A 25,881-nucleotide genomic window follows, 5' to 3' on the forward strand; every position below is an offset into this window, starting at 1 on the left:
CGTGGCGTGGCAGCTGCACTACACCTCCGCCCGGCGGGGACCGACGGGGCGGGCCGGGTTCCAGTTCGTCGCCGAGACGCCCGGCCTGCCGGACGGGGTGCGGGCCGGGGTGACGCCCCATCTGTCGTACCGCCCGCCGCCGGACGCGCCGCCGGCCCCCCGCGACGCCGAGCTCGACAGGTTCCCCGTCGCGTTCCTGTACGACCGGGTGGACGGCCGGCCGCTGCTGCTGCGCTGCCGCTACCTGGGCCGCGACTACTCGGGCCGCTACGGCAACTTCTTCGCCCACGCGGTCGTCGCCGAGCCCGCCGAGCTGGAGGGCCTGCGGCCCGCCGAGCTCTGGCACGCCCCGCTGTGGGCGCCCGGGCCCGCGCAGGACGACCGGCTCGCGGAGCTGGAGGAGCTGACTCCGGACGACACGCTGTCCCCCGAGGCGCTGGCCCGCTGGCTCGCCTCGTCCGGCCTGGACGCTCCGCACCGCACGCTCGCCCTTCTCATCGACGCCGCCGTGAAGGTCCTGGAGCAGGGGCACGGCCGCCTCGTCCTCATCGCGGACCATGTCGAGACGATCGCCCGCTGGATCGCGCTGATCACCTATTCGCTGCCGGTGGACACGGCGGCGCGGCTGACCTTCACCACCTACTCCGCCGACCCGGACGCCGCGGCGCAGAGCCTGGTGGGCACGACCACCGGGGTCTGGTCCGCCACGCGCACCCAGGCCAGGGACACGTCCGCCGTCAATGTCGAGTACGGCTTCGGCGAGTTCGGTACGGAGCCGTCCCTCTTCGGCCGCATCGTCGCCGCCTGCTGGCGGCGCGCCGACTTCGCGGGCCTCGACTGCCTGGGCGAACTGGCCCTTCTCGACCCGGACGAGGGCGGGCCGGCGGCGCTGGAGCGGGCCGCGGCCCTGGTGGCGCTCGGCCGCCGGTACGAGGGGCTCACGGCCGCCGAGGAGGACGCCGCGGCGGTGCTGCTGTCCCGGCGCCCGGACGACGTCCCGGAGTGGCTGTGGGAGGAGCTGGCCCCCAGTGTCCCGGGCCTGCGGATGTCCCTGCTGCTGGCCTTCCACGACCGGGCGCGGCGCACCCGGGACGTACTCCTCGCGCGGCGGTGCGCATGGCGTTTCACGGAGCTGGCCCTGAGAGAGCCGGCGCTGCGCCACCTGCTGCCGGACGACCTCGTGGAGGTCGCGGGCGAGACGCCCGGCGAGGAGTCGCCCGTGACGTCCGCGCTCGCGGCGGCCGGCACGCTGCCCGAGATCGCGGGCGTGGCGGCGGTCGCCGCGCTGACCGGCGTCCGCGTCGCCCCCGCCGAGGTGACCCGCGCCGCGGCGAACGCCGTGCCCTGCGCGGGCCCCGAGCTGAAGACCGCGATCGACGCCTGCCCGGGGGCGCTGCGGGGCCCGCTGATGGAGGGGGTGGTCACCGGCCTCGCGCGCCGGGCCGCCGCCGACGGCCCCGGCGACCTCCATGACCCGGACGTCTGCGACCTGCTGTACGACCACGCCGGGGGACTCGGATCCGAACCGGACGTCGCGATCCCCGTCCTCGCCTCGGTCGGGCGGCGGCGTCCGGACCGCCGGATCGCGGTCACCCGCGCGCTGCTGACCGCCGGAGCGCCGCCCTCCAGGATCGAACCCGCGCTCGCGGAGGTGTGGGCAGGACCGCCCACGGCGGGTGAATGCCTGCGTCTCCTCGAAGCCCATGCGGCGGAGTTCGCCTCGTCCCGGGCGCTCGCCGGCCTCCCGTCCCGGACGTTCGGGGAGCTCGCCCACCACCCCGGCACCGAGCTCGGCGAGCTCCCCGCGCTCCGCCTCGCCGCCCGGGTGCGGGAACTGCTCCCGGACGGCGCCGCCGCGCGGGACGCGGCGGTGGTCCAGGCGTACGCGGAGGCGCTCGCGGCCGGGCGGGGCGAGCAGGCCGCGCGGGCGCTCGCCGTCCTCGCCGACCCGGGAGAGGCGACCGCCCGGGTGGCGGACGGCGCGTTCGCCGGCGCCGTGCGGAGCCTGACCGCACGCCCGCCGCATTTCCGGTCCGCCCTCCTCGCCGCCCTCCCCGAGGCCGCCCGCGCCCGCGTGGGGGAACGCTGGATCACCGGCCTGGGCGAACGGGCCCGCGCGGGACGCAGCCCGCTGCGCCCCTCCGAGGTCGCGGAGCGCAACGACCTGGTCGAGGTCGTGCTGCGGATGCGGCGCGGCGGCGCCCGCGAGCCGGGCCTGGAGCGGTGGGCCGCCGCGGCGTCCGCCGGGTGGCTGGCGGCCCGGCAGATCGACTCCCATCTCGCGGGCTCGCCCGGCCTGCGCGAGGAGCTGCGCACCCTGCGGGCAGAGGGGGCGTGAGCGCGTGCACCCCGTGATCGTGCTGCTGCTGATCGTCGTGTGGCTGGCCGCCATGTGGCTGGGGTTCATGTACCTGTTCCCCATTCTGTTCGCCGCGACGCTGGTCGTCGCCGGGGCGGCCGCGCTCGGCCTCTACTACCTGCACGCGTGCCGGACGCTCGCACCGTCCACGCTGGACGGCCCGTCCCCGGTCGCCGCCCCCGACATCGCCTACCGGCACTACCTGCTCGGCCAGGTCTGGCGCGACTGGTGGACGATCAGCCGCACCGTCGTCCCGCAGGTGTACCGGACGGCCAGGGGCGTCGTGCTGAAGCTGACGCGGACGCTGCTCGGCGGCCCGTGGGGCTTCTTCGTCTTCCCCGCCTGGCTGGCGCTGTGCGCGGGCATCGCCGCGGCGGCCGTGCCCGCCTCGGTGTTCGTGCTGGCGCTGACCGTCCTGTACGGGCTGGTCGCCGCGCTCGGCCTCGCCGTGTGGCTCGGGTGCGTGCTCGTCCTCGCGGCGGTGGAGCGCGGCTTCATGATGTACGGACGCATCCTGCAGACGTGCCCGCACCCCTTCTGCTACGAGCGCATCGGCCTGCCCGAGTACGAGTGCCCCGGCTGCGGGGCCCGGCACCCGCATCTCGCGCCCGGAGCGGGGGGCGCCTTCCGGCACGTGTGCCGCTGCGGCGCGCGGCTGCCCACGACCGTCCCGCTCGGGCGCTTCCGGCTGGCCGCGTACTGCCCGCACTGCGGCGGTCGCCTGCCCGAGCGGATCGGGCGCGTCCGCGTGGAGCCGCTGCCGTTCGTCGGCGGCCCGGCCGCGGGGAAGACGACGTTCATGGTCCTCGGCATCCGCGCCCTGCACGCGCGGGCCCGCGCCGTGCACGGGCGCCTGGCGTTCGTCGAGCAGCGGCACGCGCAGGCGTACGCGGGCGCGATCCGCGAGTTCGAGCGCGGCGGGCGGCTCGCCAAGACCGGGCCGGAGCTCCCCCTCGCGACCATGGTGGACGTGGAGCTGCCGGGGCGGGCCCGGCGGATCCTCTACCTGTTCGACCCCGCCGGGGAGCACTACACCGGCGCCACGGAGGTCAGGTCGCTGCGCTACCTGGACCACAGCGAGGCGCTGCTGTTCATCGTCGACCCGCTCGCGCTCCCCCAGCTGCGCCGGACGCTGACCGGGGACGAGTGCGCGTTCGTCGACGAGGCCGCCGCGTCGTCGGAGGAGGACCCCGCCGACACCCTGCAGCGGGTGCTGAACGAGCTCCGCTCCCGCCCCGACCAGGGGCGGCAGAAGCGCGTCGCCGTGATCGTCACCAAGACCGACCTGCTGACCCGCACCGAGATCGGCCGCGGCCTGGACGACACCGACCTGCGCGAATGGCTCGGGCGCGTCGGGCTCGGCAACACCGTCCGCGCCCTCGACCAGGTCGCCGCCCAGGTGCGGTACTTCGCGTCCGGCCTCGGCACCGAGCCCGCCGGCGTCGCCGACCTGCTCGGCTGGGTGACCGGGCTGCCCGCGGCCGGGGCGTCCAACGGCGACCGGCCGCTCACCGACGCCCCGCAGGAGCTGCCGGGGACGGCGCCGCTGCGCGCCCCCTGGCCGGTGCGCGGCCGCGGCTCGGGCCGCGTGCCCGTCGGCTACCAGGCCGGGCGGTGGGCCGTCCTCGCGGGGGTGTCGGTCCTCACCATCGCCACGGTGACCGGCGCGGTCGTCGCCGCGGCGGAGCGCTTCCCGTTCTAGACACCTACAGGGTTGTGTCACAGAACTGACGCCGCGTACGGTCGAGATGTGATCATTCGCATCGGCATGGCCCCCGCCGCGTCCACGCTCGGGCCGGACGCGCTGGCCGCCCTCGCGCGCGGCCTCGAACGCGAGGGGTTCGACTCCCTCTGGGTGACCGAGCGGGTCACCGGGCCCGTGCTGGACCCCGTGGTGACGATGACCTACGCGGCGGCGCTGACGTCCCGGATCAAGTTCGGCACCGCCGTGATGGCGCTGCCGGGGCGCTCCCCCGCGGTCCTCGCCAAGGAGCTGGCCTCGCTGGACGTGGTCTCGGGCGGGCGGCTGCTGCCCGCGTTCGGGCTCGGGCAGCGGCACGCGGGCGAGCAGCAGGCGTTCGGGGTGCGGCGGGAGGAGCGCGCCGCGATCTTCGAGGAGGCGCTGCCGCTGCTGCGCCGGTTCTGGGCCGAGGACGAGGTCACCCACGACGGCCCGCGGTTCCACTACGAGCGGCTGCGCGTGCTGCCGAAACCGGCCGCGCGCGGCTTCGACGTGTGGATGGGCGGGACGTCCGACGCGGAACTGCGCCGCACCGGGCGGCTCTCGGACGGGTGGCTCGCCGCGTTCACCACCCCGGCGGAGGCCGAGCGCGGCCGGCGGATCGTCCAGGAGGCGGCGGCGGGCGCGGGACGCGAGATCGAGGAGGAGCACTTCGGCGCGATCGTCCCCTACCGGCGCGGGCCGCTGCTGGCGGAGGCCGAGGAGCGGCTGGCGCGCGTCCGGCGGGTCGCCGGTCCGGCGCCGGCGGGCGATCTCGTCCCCGACCTGGACGGGGTGCAGGCGCACCTGAAGCGGCTCGTCGAGGCGGGCCTGTCGAAGTTCGTGCTGACGCCGCTGGCGCCGCCCGCCGGCTGGGACGCCGAGCTGGCCGACGTCCGCGACGCCGCGCTGCCCCTTCAGACGCGGCGCTGAGCGTCCGCGCCGGGGGCGGCGCCCCGGTCCAGGGCGTCCAGGACGAAGCCCGCGACCTCGCCTGCGAGCCGGTCGGCGGTCTTCGGGCCGTCGGCGCGGTACCAGGAGGGCATCTGGTTGACCATGCCGAGCGCGACGATCGTGACGGTCTCGGCGGGCGTCGCGGTGCCGAACACGCCGTCCCGCTGGCCTTGCTCGACGATGCCGCGGAACGTCACGTGGTAGCGGCGCCGGTCGGCGCGGATCGACCGCATCCGGGCGCTGTCCAGCCGGTGCATCTCGCGGGAGAACACCTTGGCCTCGTCGATGTGCTCGGCGGTGCTGCGGACCAGCCCGGTCAGCACCGCGTGCAGTGCCTCGCGGGGCGGCGGCCCCTCCGCCAGCACGGCGCCGAGGTCGGCGAGCTGCCGGGCGATCAGCGAGTGGTAGATCTCGTAGAGGAGATCGTCCTTGGAGTCGAAGTAGTGGTAGAGGGCGCCCTTGGTGACCTCGGCGGCCTCCACGATGCCCTGGACGGACGTGCCGTCGAAGCCGCGCTCGGCGAACAGCCGGAGCGCGGCGTCCAGGATCCGCCGCTCGACCGCGCTCTGCCTGACCGGGACCGTGGACTCGGGCACCGTGGACTCGGACAGGGTCGACTCGGGCGGCGCCGGCTCGGGGACCGGCGTCGGTTCCGTCTCCGTCACCTGGGCACCTCCCTGGTGCGCGCGGGCGTTGACTCGGATGTGTCCTGCGCATAGCTTGCCAGAAACCGACCAGTCGGTATGCAGGGAGAGGGAAAGCCGATGCCCGCAGTTGAGACCGTCCGCGGCCCCGTCGACGTCGCCGGCCTCGGACCCACGCTGATGCACGAGCACGTCTTCGTCCTCGGGAGCGAGCACGTCCACAACTACGGCGCCGGCGACTGGTGGGACGAGGAGGAGAAGGTCGCCGACGCCGTCGGCAAGCTCCGCGAGCTGGTGGAGCGGGGCATCGGCACCATCGCCGACCCCACCGTGTGGGGGCTCGGCCGCTACATCCCCCGGATCCAGCGCATCAACGAGCGGGTCCCCGAACTCGGCATCATCGTGGCCACGGGCATCTACACCTACAACGACGTCCCCTTCCAGTTCCACCACCGGGGCCCCGGCACGATGCTGGACGAGGGCCCGGACCCGATGACCGGCCTCTTCATCCGCGACCTCACCGAGGGCATCGGCGGGACCGGGGTCAAGGCCGCCTTCCTCAAGTGCGCCGTGGACCACCCCGGCCTCACGCCGGGTGTCGAGCGCATTTTGCGCGCCGTCGCCGGGGCGCACCGCGAGACGGGCGCGCCGCTCACCGTCCACACCGAGAGCTCGGTCCACGCGGGCCGGACGGTCGTGGACCTGCTCGGCAAGGAGGGCGTCGACCTCACCAGGCTCGTGATCGGGCACGCGGGCGACAGCAACGACCTCGACTACCTCATGGAGCTGGCCGACACCGGCGCGATCCTCGGCATGGACCGGTTCGGCCTCGACATCATCAACCCGACCGCCGACCGGGTCGCCACCATCGCGGCGCTGTGCGAGCGCGGATACGCCGACCGGATCGTCCTCAGCCACGACGCGAGCTGCTTCATCGACTGGTTCGGCCCGGACCCGGCGACGGTGCCGGCGATGCAGCCGAACTGGAACTACCGGCACATCAGCGACGACGTCCTGCCCGCGCTGCGCGAGGCGGGCGTCACCGACGCGCAGATCGACCAGATGCTGGTCGGCAACCCGAGGCGGTACTTCACCCGCTGACGCTCCGCGCGTCCCGGGGATCGGCCCGGCGACTATTCCCTCGAAATCGGGAATCATGGGAGGAACCTGCACGGGAGGAGGCCCATGGTGAGCGAGGGACCCGTGCGGCGCGGTGCCCGCGGCCTGCTGCCGATCCTCCTCGTCACGCTGCTGGCCCTCCTCGCCCCGGGCTGCCGGGTGATGGAGGAGGGCACCGACGACGTCGCGCCGCCCGTCGACGCGGGCCCCAGCAGGACCAAGCCCGCCAAGCCCAGCGGCCGGCGCCCCGGCGTCGTCAACATCGAGACCGAGCAGACCCTCAACGGCACCCGCGCCGCCGGGACGGGCATCGTGCTCACCCCGGCCGGCCTCGTCCTCACCAACAACCACGTGATCCAGGGCGCCACCGCGATCAAGGGCACCGACACCGACAACCGCCGCACCTACACCGCGCAGGTCGTCGGCTACGACCGGACGGGCGACATCGCCGTGATCAGCCTGACCGGCGCGACCCGGCTGAAGGCCGCCCGGTTCGCCTCCGCGTCGTCGGTGCACGTCGGCGACGCGGTGACCGCCGTCGGGAACGCGGGCGGCAAGGGCGGCACACCGACCGTCGTCACCGGCGAGGTCACCGCCCTGGACCAGTCCGTCACCGCGCGCGACGACAGCAACGGGACCTCCGAGCGACTGACCGGCCTGATCGAGACCAGCGCCCCGATCAAGCCGGGCGACTCCGGCGGCCCGCTGCTGGACTCCACCGGCAAGGTCATCGGGATCAACACCGCCGCGTCCGCCGGGTTCTCGGTGAAGGGCGCGGAGCGGAAGAAGGACCACCGCGGGTACGCCATCCCGTCCGACCGGGCGCTGGAGATCGCCCGGCAGATCCAGCGCGGCGAGGCGTCCTCGACCGTGCACATCGGCAGGACCGCCATGCTCGGCGTCAAGGTCCGCTCCAACGGCGGCTCGCCGGGCGCGCTGGTCACCGAGCTGGTGCCCGGCTCGCCCGCCGCGACGGCGGGGATCCCCGTCGGCGCCGCGATCGTCACCCTCGGCGAGAGCGCGGTCGACACGCCCGCCGCGCTCACCGCCCTGATGCTGTCCCACCACCCGGGGGAGGTCGTCCGCATCGAATGGACGACGCGCGACGGCGGCCGGTCGGGGACGACCCTCCGCCTGGCGGAAGGCCCGCCGCAGTAGGACTGGTTATCGTGCGACAGTAGAACGGTCGGACGACCATGAGGATGTGGCCCTATGACGCGCAAGGCGCCCGCCGGTGACTTCGACGACTCGGGTCTGGAGGTCTCCAAACCGAAGGCGTGGGCGGCGGGCGTGCCCGGGGTGACGGCCGCGCTGCGCCGGTCGTACGAGCAGATGGGCGTCCGCCGGACGGCGCTGACCCTGCTGCGCGTCAACCAGAAGCAGGGGTTCGACTGCCCCGGCTGCGCGTGGCCGGAGGGCGACCACCGGCACGTCGCCGAGTTCTGCGAGAACGGCGCGAAGGCGGTCGCCGAGGAGGCGACGACGCGGCGGATCACCCGGGAGTTCTTCGCCGCGCACACCGTCGGGGAGCTGGCCGAGCGGTCCGACCACTGGCTCGGGCAGCAGGGGCGGCTGACCGAGCCGATGGTGAAGCGGGCCGGGTCCGAGCACTACGAGCCGGTGTCGTGGGACGAGGCGTTCCGGCTGCTGGCGGCCGAGCTGACCGCGCTGGAGTCGCCGGACGAGGCGGTCTTCTACACCTCCGGCCGGACGAGCAACGAGGCCGCGTTCGCCTACCAGCTCTTCGCCCGCGCGTTCGGCACGAACAACCTTCCGGACTGCAGCAACATGTGCCACGAGTCGTCGGGGTCCGCGCTGAGCGAGACCCTCGGCATCGGCAAGGGCTCGGTGCTGCTGGACGACCTCTACCGGGCCGATCTCATCTTCGTCGTCGGGCAGAACCCGGGCACGAACCATCCGCGCATGCTGTCGGCGCTGGAGCGGGCCAAGAAGGAGGGCGCGCGGATCATCGCCGTCAACCCGCTGCCCGAGGCGGGGCTGATGCGGTTCAAGAACCCGCAGCGGCCGTCCGGGGTGACGGGCCAGGGCACGGTGCTCGCCGACCGGTTCCTGCAGATCAGGCTGAACGGCGACCTGGCCCTGTTCCAGGCGCTCAACCGGATGCTGCTGGAGTCGGACGCGCCCGACGCCGTCGACCACGGGTTCCTCGACGCCCACGCCCACGGCGTGGACGCGTTCCGCGAGCACGTCCTCGGCCTGGACTGGGACGACGTGCTGGAGGCGACCGGCCTGACCCGCGGGGAGATCGCCGCGACGCTCGGCGACGTCCTCGCCGCGAAGCGGATCATCGTCTGCTGGGCGATGGGCCTCACCCAGCACCGCAACTCGGTGCCGACGATCCGCGAGATCGTCAACTTCCTGCTGCTGCGCGGCAACATCGGGCGGCCCGGCGCGGGCGTCTGCCCGGTGCGCGGCCACTCCAACGTGCAGGGCGACCGGACGATGGGCATCTGGGAGAAGCCGAAGCCCGCCTTCCTGGACGCCCTGGCCGCCGAGTTCGGGTTCGAGCCGCCGCGCGAGCACGGCGTCGACACGGTGGACGCGATCCGCGCCATGCGGGACGGCAGGGCGAAGGTCTTCCTCGGCATGGGCGGCAACTTCGTCCGCGCCACCCCCGACTCCGCCGTGACCGAGGCCGCGCTGCGGAGCTGCCGGCTGACCGCCCAGGTGTCCACCAAGCTCAACCGGTCGCACGCGGTGGCCGGCGAGGTGGCGCTGATCCTGCCCACGCTCGGCCGCACCGAGCGCGACGAGCAGGGGTCGGGGCCGCAGTTCGTCTCGGTCGAGGACTCGATGGGCATGGTGCACGCCTCGCGCGGCCGCCTCGCCCCGGCGTCGGACCGGCTGCTGTCGGAGGTGTCCATCGTCTGCCGGCTCGCCCAGGCCGTCCTCCCCGGATCGGGCATCGGCTGGGACGCGATGGAGCGCGACTACGACGTGATCCGCGACCACGTCTCCCGGGTCGTCCCCGGGTTCGAGGACTACAACGCCCGCATCCGCGAGGCGGGCGGGTTCACGCTCCCCCACGCGCCCCGCGACGAGCGGCGGTTCCCGACCGCGACCGGCAAGGCCAACCTGACGGTGAACGAGCTGGAGGTCCTCCGGATCCCGGAGGGGCGGCTGCTGCTCCAGACCGTCCGCAGCCACGACCAGTACAACACCACGATCTACGGGCTGGACGACCGCTACCGCGGCGTCAAGGCCGGGCGCCGCGTCGTGTTCGTCAACCCCGCCGACCTCTCCGGTCTGGGCCTCGCCGACGGCGCGCTCGTCGACCTCGTGTCGGAGTGGTCGGACGGCACCGAGCGCCGCGCACCCGCGTTCCGCGCCGTCGCCTACCCGACGGCGCCGGGGTGCGCGGCGGCGTACTTCCCGGAGACCAACGTCCTCGTCCCCCTCGACAGCACCGCCGAGGTCAGCAACACGCCCACCTCCAAATCGGTCGTCATCCGCCTGGAGCCCGCGTCCTCGCGGTGATGTAGTCCCGCCGCGGACGCTGGTTTAGGCTGCGGGCATGACGAACCTCCCCGAGCATGCCGGGACGCCCGGAGCGCCGGAGATGCGGGCCGGCGACGCCGACCGCGAGCGCGTCGCGCACGTGCTGCGCGACGCGGCCGGCGACGGGCGGCTGACGCTCGCCGAGCTGGACGAGCGGCTGGACGCGGTGTACGCGGCGAAGACGTACGCGGACCTGGAGCCGCTCACCCGCGACCTGCCGGCGCCGGGCACGGCCGCGCCGCCGGCGCCGGTGTCCGGCGCGGACTGGCGGCCGGTGGAGGGCGCGCCGTCCTGGAAGAGCGGCATCGGGGTCATGAGCGGGTTCCAGCGCTCGGGCGTGTGGAACGTCCCCCGCAAGTTCAGCGCGTTCGCGTTCTGGGGCGGCGGCAAGATCGACCTGCGCGAGGCCCGGTTCGACGAGGGCACGGTCACGATCCGGGCGCTGGCGATCATGGGCGGGTTCGAGATCATCGTGCCGGACGACATCACCGTGCACGTCAAGGGCCTCGGCATCATGGGCGGCTTCGACCAGCGGGCGAGCGGCCCGGGCGTCCCCGGCTCGCCCACGGTGGTGGTGAAGGGCCTGGCGTTCTGGGGCGGCGTCGGCGTGAAGCGCCGCAAGTCCAGCCGGCAGAAGAAGAAGCAGCAGAAGAAGGAGCTCGGAAGCGAGTAGGCGCCGCGCCGCCTGACGCGGAGCGGGTCAGCCGGCGAGGCGGTCGAGCCACTCGTTGAGCAGTGCCGTCTCCGAGGCGCTCAGGGCGGGCGGCGGGGCGGCGGCCAGGGCCGCCTTCAGGGCGGCGGCCTTCAGGGCCACGGCGTCGGCGAGGGGGGCCGCGTCGGGCGGGACGGTGACGGCGGCGAGAACGGCCTCGCGCGTCCGGACCGACGTCTCCCGGTCGCCCTCCTCCCCGGCGGGTGCCGCGATCAGCGTGAGCGTGACCCCGACCCCCGCGGCGTGGATGACGCGCGCGGCGGTCTCCACGGGGACGCGGAGGCGGCCCGCCCGCGCGACGGCCTCGATCAGGCCCAGCAGGATGGCGTCCGCCTCCTTCGCCGCGGCGGGGGTCCGGGACGTCCCGTACATCAGCGTGTAGAACGCCGGGTGGGTGACGCCGTACTCGACGTGCAGGTCCCAGCCCCGGCGCAGGTCGTCGACCGGGTCGCCGGTGGTGCCCTGCGCGCGCTTGCTCGCCAGGTACTCGTCGAACCCGTACGCCGCGACGGCGTCGAACAGGCCCTGCTTGTCGCCGAAGTGGTGGTAGAGCGTCGGCGCCCCGACGCCGGCGGCGGTGCACACGGCCCGCGTCGAGACGGGCTCGCCGTTCGCCTCGGTGAGCAGCCGGGCCGCCGCGTGGACGATCCGGTCCCGGGTGGCGAGGTCCTTCCGAGCAGTCACAACAACGATGCTACAGAAAATTTCCGAACATCGCTATGCACAACTCGTGTAGCGCGACTATAGTCCTTCTCGTACCAACGCTATAGACGGTCGGACGGCCGTCACGAGACACGAGAGGGGGCGCGGCCATGCGCAGCGCCGTGCTTTCCGGGCCGGGCAAGCCGCTGGAGATCGTCGAGCGGGAGGTGCCCGAGCCGGGCCCCGGCGAGATCCTGGTGAGGGTCACCGCCTGCGGGATGTGCTTCTCCGAGGTCAACCACCTGCGGGGCCACTACCCGTTCGGGACGTTCCCCGCCGTCCCCGGGCACGAGATCAGCGGCGTCGTCGCCGCGCTGGGCGACGGCGTCACGTGGCCCGAGGTCGGTACGCCGGTCGGCACCGGATGGATCCACGGGTCGTGCGGAACCTGCGACCAGTGCGTCCGCGGTGACCAGATCCTGTGCACCGGGGCGCCGAAGCGGGTCACCGGCGTGAACACCGACGGCGGCTACGCCGAGTACTTCGTGGGCCGCGCCGGGTTCGTCACCCCGCTCCCGGACGGCCTCGACCCGGTCGCCGGCGCGCCGCTGATGTGCGCCGGGATCACCGCGTTCAACGGGCTCCGCCACGCCGGCACCGCCGCCGGGTCGAAGGTCGCCGTGCTCGGCACCGGCGGCGTCGGGACGATGGCGCTCCGGTTCGCCGCCGCCATGGGCGCCCGCGTCGCCGTGGTGTCCCGGTCGCGGCGCGCCGAGAAGGAGGCGCTGGACGCCGGCGCCGAGGTGTTCGTCGCGACGCGGGAGCAGGACCCGGCGGAGGCGCTGCGGGCATGGGGCGGCGCCGACGTGGTCGCCAACACCGCGCCCGACACCGGGACCGGCCTCGCCGCCTTCGGCGGCCTGCGCCCCGACGGCACCCTGCTCTACCTCGGCATGGGCGCCGAGAACGTCAGCGTGCCGCCGGCGGCGCTCGTCTCGAACCGGCTGCGGGTGATGGGCGTGCCGTCCGGCTCACCGCACGACCTGCGCGACACGCTCGCCTTCGCGAAGGCGCACGGCATCGTCCCCGAGGTGACGCCCGTCACCCTGGACGACGCCCCGCGCGTCCTCGCCGCGATGGACGAGGGCACCCACCGGGGCCGCGCCGTCATCACCTTCGCGTGAACGTGCCCTTCCTGGGGGGGACCCCCGGAACCCCCGCGGTGCGGAGCCGGCGACCTCCACTCCGCCGACGCTCCGCTACGGCCGCCGTCCCCGCCACGGCCGCGCCTTCTCGTAGGCGGCGCACGCGGCCATGACCAGGGCGTCGGCGTGCCGGGCGCCGACGACCTGGAGGCCGACCGGCAGGCCGCCGGAGGTGAGGCCGCACGGCAGGCTCGCGGCCGGCTGCTGCGTCATGTTGAACGGGTAGGTGAACGGGGTCCAGCTCGTCCAGCGCGGGGACGGCGAGCCCGGCGGGACCTCCCGCCCGGCCTCGAACGCGGCGATCGGCATCGTCGGGGTGAGCAGCAGGTCGTACCGCTCGTGGAACAGGCCCATCAGCCGGCCCAGCTCCATCCGGCGGGCGGTGGCGGTGAGGTACTCGACGGCCGAGTACCGCGCGCCCTGCTCGCAGATCTCCCGCAGGCCCGGGTCCAGGCGCGCGAACGCCTCCGGCGGAAGGTGCTCGACCACCTTGGCCGCGCCCGCGAACCACAGGACCTCGAACTCCTCGACGGGGTCGCCGAAGCCGGGATCGGCCTGCTCCACCTTCGCGCCCAGCTCGGTGAAGACCTCGGCGGCGGCGGCGACGGACGCCGCGACCTCCGGGTCGACCCGCGCGAACCCGAGGTCGGGGCTGAAGGCGATCCGCAGGCCGGTCAGGTCGTCCGGGCCCGCCTCGGTGAACGGGACCTCCGGCGGCGGCAGCGACGACCAGTCGCGGCCGTCGGCGCCGCAGATCACGTCCAGGAGCAGGGCGGCGTCGGCCACGGTGGTGGTCATCGGGCCGGTGTGCGCGAGCGTCCCGAACGGGCTCGCCGGGTAGTGCGGGACGCGGCCGTACGTCGGCTTGATGGTGAACGTGCCGGTGAACGCGGCCGGGATGCGCACCGAGCCGCCGCCGTCGGTGCCGAGCGCGAGCGGCGCCATCCCCGCCGCGACGGCCGCCGCCGCGCCGCCGGACGACCCGCCCGGCGTGCGGGACGGGTCCCGCGGGTTGCGGGTGACGCCGGTCAGCGGGTTGTCGGTCACGCCCTTCCAGGCGAACTCGGGCGTCGTCGTCTTCCCGACGAACACCGCGCCCTGCTCGCGCAGGCGGGCCACCGACGGGGCGTCCTCGTCCCACGGGCCCGCCGGGTCGATCGTCGTCGAGCCGCGCAGCGTCGGCCAGCCCCGGGTGAGCAGGACGTCCTTGATGGAGACGGGCACGCCGTCCAGCGGCCCGAGGGTCGCGCCCCGCCGCCACCGCCCGGCCGCCTCACGGGCCATGTCGAGCGTGGTCTCCTCGTCGACCAGGCAGAACGCGTTGAGCTCCGGGTCGTCCCGCCGTATCCGGGCGAGGACGGCCTCGGCGGCCTCGACCGGGGAGAGCGTCCCGGCCGCGTACGCCTCCACCAGTTCGGTCGCGGTCAGATCGGCCGCGTCGGCCATGGCTACCCCCTCTGGTTCGAACCCACATAGCCGAGCCGCTTGTCCACGACGTTGCGGAGCGGGCGGCCGGACACGTAGCGGCCGAGATTGGCGGCGAACAGCCGGACCAGCTCGTCCCGCCAGCCGATCACGTCGCCGGACATGTGCGGGGACACGATGACGTTCGGCATGTCCCACAGGGGCGAGGACGGCGGCAGCGGCTCGTCCTCGAAGACGTCGAGCGCGGCGCCCGCTATCCGGCCGGCCCGCAGCGCCTTGACGAGGTCGGGTTCGGCCACCAGCGCGCCCCGGCCCACGTTGATCAGCCGCGCGGACGGCCGCATCCGGTCCAGCGCGGCGGCGTCGATCATGCCGCGGGTCTGCGGGGTGAGAGGGGCGGCGAGCACCACGTAGTCGGCCTCGGCGAGCGCCTCGTCCAGCCGCTCCATCGGATGGACGAGGCCGAGGTCGGGATCGGCGTCGCGGGCGGTGCGGCCGGCGCCGGTGACGGCCAGGCCCGCCGCGGACAGCCGGCGGCCGATGGCGCGGCCGATCGGGCCGGTGCCGACGACGAGCGCGCGGGACCCGGTGACGCGCTCGGTCTCGCGGTGCCGCCAGCGACGCTCGCCCTGAAGGCGCAGCGTGCCCGGCAGGTCCTTGGCGAAGGCCAGCACCAGCCCGAGGACGTACTCGGCGATCGGCTCGTCGAACACACCTCGCGAATTGGTGACTTTAGTCTCACTCTCGATGAGGGCCGGGAACATCAGCCGGTCGACGCCGGCGCTCGCGATGTGCACCCACCCGGGCCCGCCGGACGCCGGCCAGGCCCCCGCGAGGGCGTCGGAAAGGAAGTCCCACATGAAGAGGACGTCGGCGCCCGGAAGCGCCTCGGCGAGCTCTGTTTCGCGCACGTAACGGACCCGCGCGAGGCGCTCGGCCTCCGCCATGCCGCGCGGCTCGACGTCCCCGACCAGCACCACCACGTCGGGCGGGCCGCCGGAGGCGTGCTGAACAGGGTCCATCGGCGTCACTTCCGAGGTGTGCGGAGTTTACGAGAAGGCAACTCGTGGAGGCATTGACACGCTAGGAAGCGTTCGTAGGATTGTCAACAATCAGCGCGGTGCACCACGGCCCTGGTCACCGCACTGACCCCTGTGCTGCAAGACCGTCGCAACCGAAGCCTGGCCAGGACGGATCCCAGAGCGCTCTAACTCAAGCCCCCTCCGGGGGGTGTGGGGGTCACCCCCCACGACCATGGAGAGTCCTTTCGGGTGGCGACGATCTCGCCAACCCCACTTCACGGGGAGGTCCGGCATGCCCAAGCTCATGACCATCACTCTGGAGCGTCGTGGCGTCTCGTGCGTCGCGGAGCTGCTGGAGAAGGACGCGCCGCGGACCTGCGAGGCCGTGTGGCGCTCCCTGCCCCTCGGAGGCGACGCGTACCACGCCAAGTACGCCCGCAACGAGGTGTACACGATGGTCGAGCGGTTCTCCGAGGACGAGGTCGGCCTGGAGAACCCCACCGTCACCCCCATCCCGGGCGACGTCGTCTACTTCTCCTTTCCCGGCGGGATGCTCGACCGGAAGTTCAAGGAGGAGAAGAACATCCACGCGCTGCCCGGCGTCATCGACCTCGCGATCTTCTACGGCCGCAACAACCTGCTGCTCAACGGCGACGTCGGGTGGGTGCCCGGCAACGTGTACGCGACGATCGTCGACGGCCTCGACCGGATGGCGGAGGCGTGCAACGACGTCTGGCGATCCGGCGGGGTCGGCGAGCGCCTCGTCTACGCCCGCGCCGAGTCCTAGAGCGGTGGGCACCCAGATGACATTCGACCCCACGCTGGTCGTCGGCCCCGAGCTGCTCGCGCAGCACGGCATCGGCGTGGTCGCGCCCTTCGACTTCGCGCTCGACCGCGAACTGTGGCGCTGGACCCCAGACGACGTCTCGCTGTACATGACCCGGCTCCCGTATGTACCGGTGCCGGTCACCGTCGAGATGGCCTCCGCGCTGTCCGACCAGTCGATCGTCCGGCAGGCGACCCGCGACGTGCTCGCCCCCGAGCCGCTCGCGGTCGCCTACGCCTGCGCGTCCGGCAGCTTCATCCGCGGCAAGGCTGGTGAGCTGCAGCTGCACCAGTCGATGACGGCGGCCGGCGCGCCGGTGTCGACGACGACGTCGGGCGCGCTGGTGGAGTCGCTCCGGCTGCTGAACGTCCGCCGCATCGCGGTGGTCACGCCCTACATCGACGCCGTCACCGAGCGGCTCGTGTCGTTCCTCGGCGAGTACGGCATCGAGGTGGTGTCGTCGGTCGGGATGGGGCTGCTCAGCCACATCTGGAAGGTCGGGTACGGCGAGATCGTGTCCGCGGTGTCGACGGTGGACGGCCCCGAGGCCGAGGCCGTCTTCATCAGCTGCACGAACGTCCCGACCTACGACATCATCGCGCCGCTGGAGCAGATGATCGGCAAGCCGGTGCTGACCGCCAACCAGGTGACGATGTGCTCGGCGCTGCGCGCGATGGGCCGCTCGGCGGCCGGTCCCGGGCAGTCGCTGGTACAGCTCGCCCCGTCCACGGCGGCCTGATCGCCAATGATCCGCGAGGTTAGGATTGTCGACAACATGGGGCACAACGGGTTGACCGCCGGATTCCTCTACCCCGGCTACAGCGCCGAGGACGACTATCCGGTCATCGAGCGCGCCCTGCGGGAATCGGGAGCGGGCGGCGTCAGCCTGCCGGTCGTGCACACGCTGATGCGCGAGGACGCCCACCGCGTCGACGCGCTGCTCGACATCGGCGGCGCCGACGTCCTCGGCGAAGGCGCCCGGACGCTGCGCGACATGGGCGTGCGGGCCGCGGTGTGGGCGTGCACCAGCGGCAGTTTCGTGTTCGGCTGGGACGGCGCCGCGCGGCAGGTCGCGGGCGTGCGGGAGGCGGCGGGCGTGCCCGCGTCCAGCACCTCGTTCGCGTTCGTGAACGCGGCGCAGGCCCTCGGCGTGACGAGGGTCGCGGTGGCCGCGACCTACCCGGCCGACGTCGCCGAGCGGTTCGTGGCGTTCCTCGCGCACGCCGGCATCGAGGTGGTGGCGCTGTCCTGCCGGGGCATCGTCACCGCCGCCGAGGTCGGCACCCTCGGCCGCGACGAGGTGCTCGCGTTCGTCGCGGCCAACGACCATCCGGACGCCGAGGCGGTGCTGGTCCCCGACACAGCGCTGCACACCGTGGCCTGGCTCGACGAACTGGAGGAGCGGGTCGGCAAGCCGGTGCTGACCGCCAACCAGGTGAGCGTGTGGGAGGGGCTGCGGCTCGCGTCCGGCCCCGAAGGACTCCCGCCGCGCACCGGGCTGGGCCGGCTGTTCGCCGCGCCCGCCACCGTCCCCGCCGCGGGACGAGATACCTGGAAGCCTTGACGAAAGGGGCCCGCCCATGGGCCGGTTGGGTGAGCTGGAACCTGTCCCCCGCAAGTCGACCGTCGAGATCGTCTCCGACGAGCTGCGCTCGGCGATCATGTACGGGTCGCTGGAACCCGGCGCGCAACTCGGCGAGGCCGAGCTCGCCGGGCGCCTCGGCATCAGCCGCGGCCCGCTGCGCGAGGCGATGCAGCGGCTCGTCCAGGAGGGCCTGCTCGTCAGCGAGCCGCACCGCGGGCTGTTCGTGATCACCCTCGACGAGGGGGACGTCGAGGACGTCTACCTCGCCCGGCTCGCGATCGAGCGCGAGGCATGCCAGCTCATCATGGAGCGGAACCGGGGCGAGGCGGTGGCCCGGCTCACCGACGCCCTGGACGCGCTGGTCGACGCCGCGAGCCAGCGCGACCGCGTCGCGATGAGCGACGCCGACCAGGCGTTCCACGAGGTGCTGGTCAGCTCGTCCGGCAGCCCCCGGCTGGAGCGGATGGCGCACACGCTGCTGGTGGAGACGCGGATGTGCCTGAACGCGCTGCAGGACACCTACCCCGAGCCGACCGAGCTGGTCGAGGAGCACCGGCGGCTCGTCGACGCGATCGGCGACGGCGAGGAGGAGCGGCTGCTGACCCTCATCGAGGAGCACATGACCGACTCGATCGAACGGCTCCGCGTCACCTGACGCCCGGCCCGCCCCCGGCCCTGGACATCCGGACCGCGGGGTGCCTACATTGCAGATTGTCGACAATCTACCGGAGGGACGCATGGCTACGCTCTCACCCCTGCTCAAGCAGGCCACCCCTGTTCTTGCCGAGCGCGGCGAGGGCGTGTACCTGTACGACACCGACGGCCGCCGGCACCTCGACTTCACCGCGGGCATCGGCGTCACCAACACCGGCCACTGCCACCCGCGCGTGGTCGAGGCCGCGCAGAAGCAGGTCGGGACGCTGATCCACGGGCAGTACACGACGGTGATGCACCAGCCGCTGCTCCGGCTGACCGAGGCCCTCGGCGACGTCCTGCCGGACGGCCTGGACTCGCTGTTCTTCCTCAACAGCGGCAGCGAGGCCGTCGAGGCGTCCATCCGGCTGGCCCGGCACGCCACCGGGCGGCAGAACATCGTGGTCTTCCACGGCTCCTTCCACGGCCGGACGATGGGTGCCGCCGCGCTCACCACGGCGGGCACCAAGTTCCGCGCCGGGATCGGCCCGCTGATGCCGGGCGCCGCCATCGCGCCGTTCCCGCAGGCCTACCGGTACGGCTGGCCGGAGGAGGAGGCCACCCGCTTCGCGCTGCGCGAGCTGGACTACCTGCTCGTCACCGCCAGCCCCGCGGCCGACACCGCCGCGTTCGTCGTCGAGCCCGTGCTCGGCGAGGGCGGCTACATCCCGGCGCCGCCCGCGTTCCTGGAGGGGCTGCGCGAGCGCGCCGACCGGCACGGCATCCTGCTGATCATGGACGAGGTGCAGACCGGGTTCGGGCGGACCGGCCGGTTCTGGGGGCACGAGCACTCCGCGGCACGCCCGGACGTCCTGATCACGGCGAAGGGGCTGGCCAGCGGGTTCCCGCTGTCGGCGATCGCGGCGCCGGCGGCGCTGATGGAGAAGGCGCGTCCGGGGTCCCAGGGTGGGACGTACGGGGGCAACGCGGTCGCGTGCGCCGCCGCGCTCGCCACGCTCCAGGTCATCGCCGACGAGGACCTCGTCGGCAACGCGGCCCGGCAGGGCGCGCGGCTGAACGACGGGCTCCGCAAGGTCGCCGCCGACCACCCGGAGATCGGGGACGTGCGCGGGCTCGGGCTGATGCAGGCCAGCGAGTTCACCACCGGGGACGGCGAGCCCGACGCCGCCGCCGCGACGCGGGCGCACAAGGCCGCCGCCGAGCGCGGGCTGCTGCTGCTCACCTGCGGCGCGTACGGCAACGTCGTCCGGATGATCCCGCCGCTGATCGTCGACGAGGAGCAGGTCGACGACGCGCTCGGCATCTGGTCGCACGCCGTGGCGGACGCGACCGGCTGACGCGACCCGGGGCACGGGCGTTTCCGGGGAGGAGGCGCGGCGCCCGGTGGTGAAAGGGCGAGGCCACCGGGCGCCGCGGCATCCGGGCGCGTCAGCCGAGCGGCCTCGCGCAGTCGATGGGCCAGTACGGGCCCCAGACGTCGAGCGAGTTGAGCACGAACTTGATCATCACCGGGTCGAAGGCGATGCCGACGTGCGCGTTGGTGTCGTTCGGGCACTTGTCCTGGAGCAGCACGTTCTGGGCGTTCGACCCGTTCAGGAACTCCGACGTGTAGGGCGTGACGACCTCGTCGTACTTGGTGGCCAGCACGATGTACGTCGGGCCGGGCTCGGTGTCGCCGCCCTCGTTCAGCTTCTTCAGGAAGTCGGATCCGACGATCTGCTGGCCCGCCGCCGGCGCGGCCCTGACGACCGCCTGCGTGATGCCGAGCAGGCTGCCCAGCTCGACCAGGCCCGACATGTTGGTGCCGTGGTTGGACGGGACGATCCCGACGAGCCTGTTCACCTTCGCGGCCCCGCCGAGGAACTTCATGTAATAGCGCGGCATCATGCCGCCCTGTGAATGGCCGACGATGTCGACCTTCGGCGCCCCGGTCGACGCGAGCACCCTGTCGACGAACGCCGACAGTTCACCGGCCGAGGCGGGAATGTCGTAGATTCCCTGGATGGGGCCGTCCTTCGGGCCGCCGTAATTGAGGGCGTAGACGCAGTATCCGGCCTTCTTCAGCGCGGGCGAGAGCTTCTGCCAGTTGAACGCCATGTTCTCGAAGGTGCCGTGCACCAGCACCACCGGGCGGGGGTGCAGGAACGAGGGTTTGCAGTTCCAGTCGTTCGCCCCCTCCGGGCTGGTCTCCGCGTGCGCGGCGGGTGCCGGCGCGGCGAAGGCGGCGGCCATCGCGGCGGCCATGACCGCCCATGAGCGGAGCCGTCTGAAACGCATGGGCATCTCCCTTGATGCGGGCACGACGAAATCGCCGGATGTCCGGCCATTTCTGCTTGTCGTGACGGTCGGGGTGGAGTGCCCACAACGTACGGCCGCTTTCCGGCGCGGTCTTGTGGACCGGCCGCCGGTTACCTCGGGGGAATTGTCAGCCGATTCACAACCGGCCCGGCGCGCACGTCATCCGACCTGCGTTTTCGTCGGAACGCCGCATACCTACCGGTTCGCGCCGCTCATGAGGCGGTCATTCGCGGGTGAGGCCGTCGACGAGGGCGCGGAGCCCGTCCAGGTAGGTGTCCTGCGCGGTCAGCGGCGCCCAGTCCGGGGCGACCTCCGCGAGCCGCGGCAGTTCCGTCCCGTCCAGCTCGGCGAAGACCTGGTCACGGTAGGTCGGGCGGTCGTCCCGGGCCCGCCGGCGGGCCGCCGCCGCCCGGACGATGATCTCCCCAGCGGTGTAGTACCAGATGGCCCGGTAGGCGTGCACGGCCCGCTCGGGGGCGAGCCCGCACTCGGCGAGACCGTCCAGGATCTGCTCGACGAACCACAGCGCCGACCGCGACATCAGGTCGTCGGCGGTGAGGACCTCGGCGATCCACGGGATCTCGGCGAGCGACTCGTGGATCGCCGCCGCGACGGCGACCACCCGCTCGCGCGGGTCACCGGGAAGCTCGGGCCGGCGCAGCCTCCGCGCGGCGTAGTCGTCCACCAGCAGCAGGAGCAGCTCCTCCTTGTCGCGCACGTGGTGGTAGAGCGCCATCGGGGTGCTGCCGACCTCCCCGGCCAGCCTCCGCATGGTGAGCCGGCCGACGCCCTCCTCCGCCACGATCCGGCGGGCGGCGTCGACGATCTCCTCGCGGGAGAAGCGGGGCGGCCGGCCCCGCTGGGCGGACTGTCGCGGCATGCCGCCCATCATCGCGGGTTCGACACGGCGGGGTCCCTCCGGATACTTTCTATACATGTACAAAAATTCTTCCGGACGCCCCGGGGTGGTGCTGGCGGCCGCGTCCGTCGCCCAGTTCGTCGTCGCCCTGGACATGGCGGTGGTCAACGTCGCGCTCCCCGCGATCCGCGCGTCGCTCGGCTTCGCGCCGGTCGACCTGTCCTGGGTCGTGCACGTCTACGCGCTCACCTTCGGCGGGTTCCTGCTGCTCGGCGGCCGGGCCTGCGACCTGTACGGACGGAGCCGGCTGTTCGTCCTCGGCCTGGCGGTCTTCGGCCTGTGCTCCCTCGCCGGCGGCCTCGCCCAGGCGCCCTGGCAGCTCGTCGCCGCCCGTGCCGGCCAGGGCCTCGGCGCCGCCGCGGTCGCCCCGGCCGCGCTCGCCCTGCTGACCACCACGTTCGAAGGCCGCGCCCGCGTCCGCGCCCTCGGCGTCTGGAGCGCGGTGAACGCGGCGGGCGGCGCGCTCGGCGTCCTCGCCGGCGGCCTCCTCACCGAGTACGCGGGCTGGCGCTGGGTGATGCTCGTCAACCTGCCGATCGTCGCGATCGCCCTCGCGCTCGTCCCGGCGGGCGTTCCCGCGCAGGTCCGCGCCGCCGCGCGGGACCGGATGGACGCCCTCGGCGCGGTGCTGGCCACCGCGGGCATCGGCCTGCTGGTCTTCGGCGTCGTGCGCACCGACGTCCACGGCTGGACGTCCCCGGCGACCCTCGCCACGCTCGCCGCGGCCGCCGTCCTGTTGGCGGCCTTCGTGGTCACCGAGTCCAGGACCCCGGCGCCGCTCGTCCGCCTCGGGCTCCTGCGGAGCCGCTGGGTGGCCGGCGCGAACGTCATCGTGTTCCTCGCCGCCGCGGGCCAGTTCGCCGCCTTCTACTTCGTCTCGCTGTACATGCAGGGGGTTCTCCACATGAGCGCGGCCGAGACGGGCGCGGCGTTCCTGCCCTTCTCCGCCGGGATGGTGGCCGGCTCCCTGGCGGCGGTGCGCGTCACCTCGGCCCGCTCGCCCCGCGCCGCCCTGATCCCCGGCGGCCTGCTCGCCGCCGCGGGCCTCGGCTGGTTCGCGCTCATCAGCCCGGACGGCGGCTTCCTCACCGACGTCCTCGGCCCGTCGCTGGTCTGCAGCGTCGGCACCGGCCTCGTCCTCGCCCCGGTGGCCGTCGCCGCCACCACCGGCGTCGCGGCGAGCGAGGCGGGCATGGCCTCGGGCCTGCTGAACAGCTCCCGCCAGCTCGGCGGCTGCGTCGGCCTGGCCGCCCTGGCGACCCTCGCCGCCCGCCATACCGGCGACGCCGCCACCGCGTCCGCGCTGAACGGCGGCTACGCCCTGGCGCTCACGGTCTCCGCGGGCCTGTTCCTCCTCGCGACCGCCGCCGCCCTCACCCTCCCCCGCCGCAAGGCCACCACCGCCGGGCCCGGGTCAGGCCTGGGCGACGGCGCCTTCCTTGAGGAGGGCGTCGACGTCCTCGAAGCCTAGGTCGTCCAGGACGGCCCTCGTCTGGCCGCCGGGCAGGACGGGGACGCCGTCGGTCTCGGCGGGGGTGCGGGAGAAGCGCGGGGCCGGGGCGGGCTGGCGGTGGCCGGCCAGGTCGGGGAAGACGTCGCGGGACGTGTTGTAGGGGTGCGCGGCGGCCTCGGCCATGGACAGGACGGGGGCCACGCAGGCGTCGCTCGGGACGAAGATCTCCGTCCACTCGTCGCGGGTCCTGGTCTTGAAGACGGCGGCGAAGCGCTCGCGCAGCGCGGGCCAGCCGGACCGGTCGTGCTGGGCGGGCAGGTCCTCGCCGTCGAGGCCGATCAGGCGGAGGAACTCGGCGTAGAACTGGGGCTCGATGGCGCCGACGGCCATGTGGAGGCCGTCGGCGGTCTCGTAGACGTCGTACCAGGGGGCGCCGGTGTCGAGCATGTTGACGCCGCGGCGGTCCTCCCAGAGGCCGCCCGCGAGGAAGCCGTGGATGAAGGTGGACAGGTGCGCGGTGCCGTCCACGATGGCGGCGTCGACGACCTGGCCGCGGCCGCTCGCCCGCGCCTCCAGCAGGGCCGACAGGACGCCGACCACCAGGTACATGCTGCCGCCCGCGAAGTCGCCGAGCAGGTTCATCGGGACCTGCGGCGGGCCGCCGGCGCGGCCGATGGCGTGCAGGGCGCCGGTGACCGCGATGTAGCCGACGTCGTGGCCGGCGGTGTGCGACAGCGGGCCCTCCTGGCCCCACCCGGTCATCCGCCCGTAGACGAGGCGCGGGTTGCGGGCGAGGCAGGCGTCCGGGCCGATGCCGAGGCGTTCGGTGACGCCCGGGCGGAACCCTTCGAGGAGGATGTCGGACTTCTCGGCCAGGCGGAGCACGACCTCCCTGCCGCGCTCGTTCTTGAGGTCGATGGCGATCGACCGCTTGCCGCGGTTGGTGAAGTCGGTCCCGCCGGCGGTCTCACCGTCCCGGACGGTGGAGGCGCGGTCCACCCGGATCACGTCGGCGCCGAGGTCGGCCAGCAGCATCGCCGCGAACGGCCCCGGGCCGATCCCGGCCAGCTCGATCACCCGTACTCCGGAGAGCGGCCCCTTGCCCATCTGCGACTCCCTGAATCTCGTTCGGTCCCCACCAGTGTGCCCGATCAGGGTAAGCGGGCGCTGATCCGGGGCGCCGCTAGCGAGCGGTCAGGGTGACGCGCGTGCCGGGAGTGCCCTTGGCGACGAGCAGCCGCTTCCGCGTCGTCGAGCGGCGGACGCCGTCGGCGTGCGGGACGAGGCCCCGCCCGGCCGCGGCCACGTAGTACGAGCGGCCGGACGGGGCGCGCCACCACGTCCCGCTCACCGGGCGGCCCGCGTCGCAGGGACCGGTGGCCCGGTCCTCGGCCGCGAGGAGCGTCGCGGCGGCCGCCGTGCCCTCGTCCGCATACGTCAGCCGGGTGCAGGCCCAGCTCGCGGACTTCCCGCCGTGCGGCAGCCTCCCCGACCAGAACTCGAACGCCATGGCCTCGGAGACGGGCCGTTCCTGGCGGGGCGTCGCGCAGGCCACGCGGTCCCACAGGTCGCGGGCCGCGGGGCCGAGGCGCGCCGGGCGGTCGGGTCCGCCGGGACGGTGGGCGGGCGAGTGGTAGGTCAGCACGGCGGCGCGCGGACCGCCGAGGTCGCCGAACGTCCGGGAGCCGAGGTGGAAGAGGGGGCCGCGGCCGCACCCGGTGTCCGGGCGGACGGGGCCGGTCACGCCGCCGGACACCGCGAGGCGCCGTCCGGTGAGGCTCTCGGGCACGGTGTCCCAGGGGGCGAGGAGGTAGTGGCCGCCGCCGAGGGCGATCGGGGCGGACGCGCCGGTGCCGGCGGTGACGACGTCGACGCGGCCGGCGGTGTAGCGGGCCAGCCGGACGCCACTGCGCAGCACGGCGAGGGACGCGCCGCCGAGGTGGCCGGCGAAGAGGAGCTGGGCGGTGCCGCCGACGGGGCGGCGGTCCGCGGGGGCGGCGGCCCACGCCGCGGCGGCGCGCCGGGTGAAGGCCGCGTCGCCGGTGAGGTCGCCGCGGGCGGGCCAGACGTCGAGGGTGCGCGCGCCGCGCGTCCAGGCGTCGGGTGCCGCCGTGACGAGGCGCGGCGCGCCCGGCGTCTCCCGGGGCACTGGGCGCTCGGTCATGACCAGCGCGCCGGCGAGCGCGACGGTGAGGACGGCGGCCGTGGCGACGGGCAGCAGCGAGCGGTTGCGGACGGGACGCAGCAGCGAAGGCTCGAACTCCTCGCCGCGCCGGGGGGCGGGCACGGTGGCGGCCTCGGCGGCGCGGATCACCGGCCACGGTTCGCGCACCCGGAGCTCGACGAGCTGGTCGTGGACGGCGTAGCGGGGCAGCCCCTCCACGTACCGCAGGACGTAGGCGACGCGGACGTGCGGTTCGAGCTTGGACAGGGCCGCGGTCAGCGCGGGGTCGGGCAGCCGGGTGGGGAGCGCGCGCAGCCACGGCCCGAGACCGATCTGGAACCGGCGGGAGGGGCGCATCGCCCGGCGCAGGACGCGGGTGCGGCGCCGCGCGTGCCCGGAGGGGGAGCGGTCGCGGGGGCCGCGGGCGGTGGAGTCCACGATCCGGCGGGCGATCGCCAGCCGGTAGACGCGCTTGCCCCGTCCCGGCAGAACGAAATAAGCCATTCGGACAAGGTCGCCATATGCCGATTTCGTCGGCGGCATTTCCGTCCGCGGATTCGTCATGACATCGTCCGTCACGGCGAGCCACTCCCTCTGGGCCGTTCCTTCGTCGCGAACCCCGAGGTTAGGGCGTGGAAAGCGGCCACCGGAACGGAATTGG

22 protein-coding genes are annotated in these 25,881 nt (G+C 74.1%); 14 read left to right on the forward strand and 8 right to left on the reverse strand.

Going from position 1 to position 25,881, the window contains the following annotated elements:
* The first annotated feature begins 1 nt into the window (after position 1).
* From K8Z49_RS11600 to K8Z49_RS11610, 3 genes are read left to right on the forward strand one after another with little or no spacing between them, the layout of a single operon-like run.
* The gene (locus K8Z49_RS11600; RefSeq protein ID WP_412518684.1) at positions 2-2,338 is read left to right on the forward strand and encodes a hypothetical protein; all 2,337 of its coding nucleotides are present in this window, start codon (positions 2-4) and stop codon (positions 2,336-2,338) included.
* Positions 2,339-2,342: 4 nt separating this feature from the next.
* On the forward strand, positions 2,343-4,061 hold the full coding sequence (locus tag K8Z49_RS11605) for a TRAFAC clade GTPase domain-containing protein (protein WP_412518686.1): 1,719 nt from the start codon (positions 2,343-2,345) through the stop codon (positions 4,059-4,061).
* Between the two features lie 48 nt (positions 4,062-4,109).
* Positions 4,110-5,012, forward strand: coding sequence for an LLM class flavin-dependent oxidoreductase (locus tag K8Z49_RS11610; protein ID WP_412518688.1), 903 nt, complete (start codon positions 4,110-4,112; stop codon positions 5,010-5,012).
* Here K8Z49_RS11610 and K8Z49_RS11615 read toward each other — a convergent pair.
* Positions 4,997-5,698: a TetR/AcrR family transcriptional regulator gene (locus K8Z49_RS11615; RefSeq protein ID WP_244938581.1), complete on the reverse strand. Its 702-nt coding sequence runs from the start codon at positions 5,696-5,698 to the stop codon at positions 4,997-4,999. The two genes, K8Z49_RS11610 and K8Z49_RS11615, sit on opposite strands and share 16 nt — an antisense overlap.
* Before the next feature lie 99 nt (positions 5,699-5,797).
* Between K8Z49_RS11615 and K8Z49_RS11620 the strand changes: the two genes are divergently transcribed.
* The 4 genes from K8Z49_RS11620 (at position 5,798) to K8Z49_RS11635 (ending at position 10,988) form a co-directional block, all read left to right on the forward strand.
* On the forward strand, positions 5,798-6,778 hold the full coding sequence (locus K8Z49_RS11620) for a phosphotriesterase family protein (protein ID WP_111831217.1): 981 nt from the start codon (positions 5,798-5,800) through the stop codon (positions 6,776-6,778).
* A gap of 84 nt (positions 6,779-6,862) precedes the next feature.
* Positions 6,863-7,954, forward strand: a complete 1,092-nt coding sequence (locus K8Z49_RS11625) for a S1C family serine protease (RefSeq protein ID WP_412518691.1) — start codon at positions 6,863-6,865, stop codon at positions 7,952-7,954.
* A 54-nt stretch (positions 7,955-8,008) separates the two neighbouring features.
* Entirely contained in the window at positions 8,009-10,294 is a 2,286-nt protein-coding gene (locus tag K8Z49_RS11630; protein ID WP_412518693.1) for an FdhF/YdeP family oxidoreductase, read from the forward strand.
* Between the two features lie 37 nt (positions 10,295-10,331).
* On the forward strand, positions 10,332-10,988 hold the full coding sequence (locus K8Z49_RS11635) for a DUF1707 domain-containing protein (protein ID WP_412518695.1): 657 nt from the start codon (positions 10,332-10,334) through the stop codon (positions 10,986-10,988).
* A 27-nt stretch (positions 10,989-11,015) separates the two neighbouring features.
* On the opposite strand, the gene K8Z49_RS11640 is transcribed toward K8Z49_RS11635, so the two are convergent.
* Positions 11,016-11,711 (reverse strand): TetR/AcrR family transcriptional regulator, encoded by a 696-nt coding sequence (locus tag K8Z49_RS11640; RefSeq protein ID WP_021596186.1) that lies wholly within the window; start codon positions 11,709-11,711, stop codon positions 11,016-11,018.
* Positions 11,712-11,839: 128 nt separating this feature from the next.
* Here K8Z49_RS11640 and K8Z49_RS11645 point away from each other — a divergent pair, with 128 nt between their 5' ends.
* Positions 11,840-12,853, forward strand: coding sequence for an alcohol dehydrogenase catalytic domain-containing protein (locus tag K8Z49_RS11645; RefSeq protein WP_075020426.1), 1,014 nt, complete (start codon positions 11,840-11,842; stop codon positions 12,851-12,853).
* Positions 12,854-12,928: 75 nt separating this feature from the next.
* Here K8Z49_RS11645 and K8Z49_RS11650 read toward each other — a convergent pair whose 3' ends face one another.
* The gene (locus tag K8Z49_RS11650) at positions 12,929-14,320 is read right to left on the reverse strand and encodes an amidase (protein WP_111831215.1); all 1,392 of its coding nucleotides are present in this window, start codon (positions 14,318-14,320) and stop codon (positions 12,929-12,931) included.
* Between the two features lie 2 nt (positions 14,321-14,322).
* Positions 14,323-15,321: a D-2-hydroxyacid dehydrogenase gene (locus K8Z49_RS11655; RefSeq protein WP_033333599.1), complete on the reverse strand. Its 999-nt coding sequence runs from the start codon at positions 15,319-15,321 to the stop codon at positions 14,323-14,325.
* Positions 15,322-15,625: 304 nt separating this feature from the next.
* Here K8Z49_RS11655 and K8Z49_RS11660 point away from each other — a divergent pair, with 304 nt between their 5' ends.
* The 5 genes from K8Z49_RS11660 (at position 15,626) to K8Z49_RS11680 (ending at position 19,723) form a co-directional block, all read left to right on the forward strand.
* On the forward strand, positions 15,626-16,108 hold the full coding sequence (locus tag K8Z49_RS11660; protein WP_177287656.1) for a DUF3830 family protein: 483 nt from the start codon (positions 15,626-15,628) through the stop codon (positions 16,106-16,108).
* Between the two features lie 16 nt (positions 16,109-16,124).
* Complete coding sequence (locus K8Z49_RS11665; protein WP_021596191.1) at positions 16,125-16,886, forward strand: maleate cis-trans isomerase family protein; 762 nt, start codon at positions 16,125-16,127, stop codon at positions 16,884-16,886.
* A 36-nt stretch (positions 16,887-16,922) separates the two neighbouring features.
* A complete protein-coding gene (locus K8Z49_RS11670) occupies positions 16,923-17,711 on the forward strand; it encodes a maleate cis-trans isomerase family protein (protein ID WP_021596192.1) in 789 nt (262 codons plus the stop codon).
* A 16-nt stretch (positions 17,712-17,727) separates the two neighbouring features.
* Positions 17,728-18,387, forward strand: a complete 660-nt coding sequence (locus K8Z49_RS11675) for a GntR family transcriptional regulator (protein WP_021596193.1) — start codon at positions 17,728-17,730, stop codon at positions 18,385-18,387.
* 82 nt (positions 18,388-18,469) lie between these two features.
* A complete protein-coding gene (locus tag K8Z49_RS11680; RefSeq protein ID WP_024936289.1) occupies positions 18,470-19,723 on the forward strand; it encodes an aspartate aminotransferase family protein in 1,254 nt (417 codons plus the stop codon).
* A 91-nt stretch (positions 19,724-19,814) separates the two neighbouring features.
* Here K8Z49_RS11680 and K8Z49_RS11685 read toward each other — a convergent pair whose 3' ends face one another.
* Positions 19,815-20,663 (reverse strand): esterase/lipase family protein, encoded by an 849-nt coding sequence (locus tag K8Z49_RS11685; protein ID WP_021596195.1) that lies wholly within the window; start codon positions 20,661-20,663, stop codon positions 19,815-19,817.
* A 244-nt stretch (positions 20,664-20,907) separates the two neighbouring features.
* Positions 20,908-21,564, reverse strand: a complete 657-nt coding sequence (locus K8Z49_RS11690) for a TetR/AcrR family transcriptional regulator (RefSeq protein WP_412518700.1) — start codon at positions 21,562-21,564, stop codon at positions 20,908-20,910.
* Positions 21,565-21,619: 55 nt separating this feature from the next.
* Here K8Z49_RS11690 and K8Z49_RS11695 point away from each other — a divergent pair, with 55 nt between their 5' ends.
* Complete coding sequence (locus K8Z49_RS11695) at positions 21,620-23,074, forward strand: MFS transporter (protein WP_412518702.1); 1,455 nt, start codon at positions 21,620-21,622, stop codon at positions 23,072-23,074.
* Here the strand turns inward: K8Z49_RS11695 and K8Z49_RS11700 are convergent.
* A complete protein-coding gene (locus tag K8Z49_RS11700; protein WP_021599649.1) occupies positions 23,018-24,163 on the reverse strand; it encodes a CaiB/BaiF CoA transferase family protein in 1,146 nt (381 codons plus the stop codon). The genes K8Z49_RS11695 and K8Z49_RS11700 overlap by 57 nt on opposite strands.
* 76 nt (positions 24,164-24,239) lie before the next feature.
* Entirely contained in the window at positions 24,240-25,724 is a 1,485-nt protein-coding gene (locus K8Z49_RS11705) for a hypothetical protein (RefSeq protein ID WP_021599648.1), read from the reverse strand.
* Positions 25,725-25,881 lie beyond the last annotated feature (157 nt).

The sequence above is a fragment of the Actinomadura madurae genome, assembly GCF_047130825.1.
GTDB lineage: Bacteria > Actinomycetota > Actinomycetes > Streptosporangiales > Streptosporangiaceae > Spirillospora > Spirillospora madurae.

Coding starts and splice junctions, on each gene's coding strand:
- K8Z49_RS11645 (WP_075020426.1), top strand. CDS start 11,840: ATGCGCAGCGCCGTGCTTTCCGGGCCGGGCAAGCCGCTGGAGATCGTC.
- K8Z49_RS11695 (WP_412518702.1), top strand. CDS start 21,620: ATGTACAAAAATTCTTCCGGACGCCCCGGGGTGGTGCTGGCGGCCGCG.
- K8Z49_RS11685 (WP_021596195.1), bottom strand. CDS start 20,663: ATGCGTTTCAGACGGCTCCGCTCATGGGCGGTCATGGCCGCCGCGATG.
- K8Z49_RS11655 (WP_033333599.1), bottom strand. CDS start 15,321: ATGGACCCTGTTCAGCACGCCTCCGGCGGCCCGCCCGACGTGGTGGTG.
- K8Z49_RS11690 (WP_412518700.1), bottom strand. CDS start 21,564: ATGCCGCGACAGTCCGCCCAGCGGGGCCGGCCGCCCCGCTTCTCCCGC.
- K8Z49_RS11625 (WP_412518691.1), top strand. CDS start 6,863: ATGGTGAGCGAGGGACCCGTGCGGCGCGGTGCCCGCGGCCTGCTGCCG.
- K8Z49_RS11680 (WP_024936289.1), top strand. CDS start 18,470: ATGGCTACGCTCTCACCCCTGCTCAAGCAGGCCACCCCTGTTCTTGCC.
- K8Z49_RS11650 (WP_111831215.1), bottom strand. CDS start 14,320: ATGGCCGACGCGGCCGATCTGACCGCGACCGAACTGGTGGAGGCGTAC.
- K8Z49_RS11705 (WP_021599648.1), bottom strand. CDS start 25,724: ATGGCTTATTTCGTTCTGCCGGGACGGGGCAAGCGCGTCTACCGGCTG.
- K8Z49_RS11670 (WP_021596192.1), top strand. CDS start 16,923: ATGGGGCACAACGGGTTGACCGCCGGATTCCTCTACCCCGGCTACAGC.
- K8Z49_RS11700 (WP_021599649.1), bottom strand. CDS start 24,163: ATGGGCAAGGGGCCGCTCTCCGGAGTACGGGTGATCGAGCTGGCCGGG.
- K8Z49_RS11620 (WP_111831217.1), top strand. CDS start 5,798: ATGCCCGCAGTTGAGACCGTCCGCGGCCCCGTCGACGTCGCCGGCCTC.
- K8Z49_RS11635 (WP_412518695.1), top strand. CDS start 10,332: ATGACGAACCTCCCCGAGCATGCCGGGACGCCCGGAGCGCCGGAGATG.
- K8Z49_RS11675 (WP_021596193.1), top strand. CDS start 17,728: ATGGGCCGGTTGGGTGAGCTGGAACCTGTCCCCCGCAAGTCGACCGTC.
- K8Z49_RS11660 (WP_177287656.1), top strand. CDS start 15,626: ATGACCATCACTCTGGAGCGTCGTGGCGTCTCGTGCGTCGCGGAGCTG.
- K8Z49_RS11630 (WP_412518693.1), top strand. CDS start 8,009: ATGACGCGCAAGGCGCCCGCCGGTGACTTCGACGACTCGGGTCTGGAG.
- K8Z49_RS11665 (WP_021596191.1), top strand. CDS start 16,125: ATGACATTCGACCCCACGCTGGTCGTCGGCCCCGAGCTGCTCGCGCAG.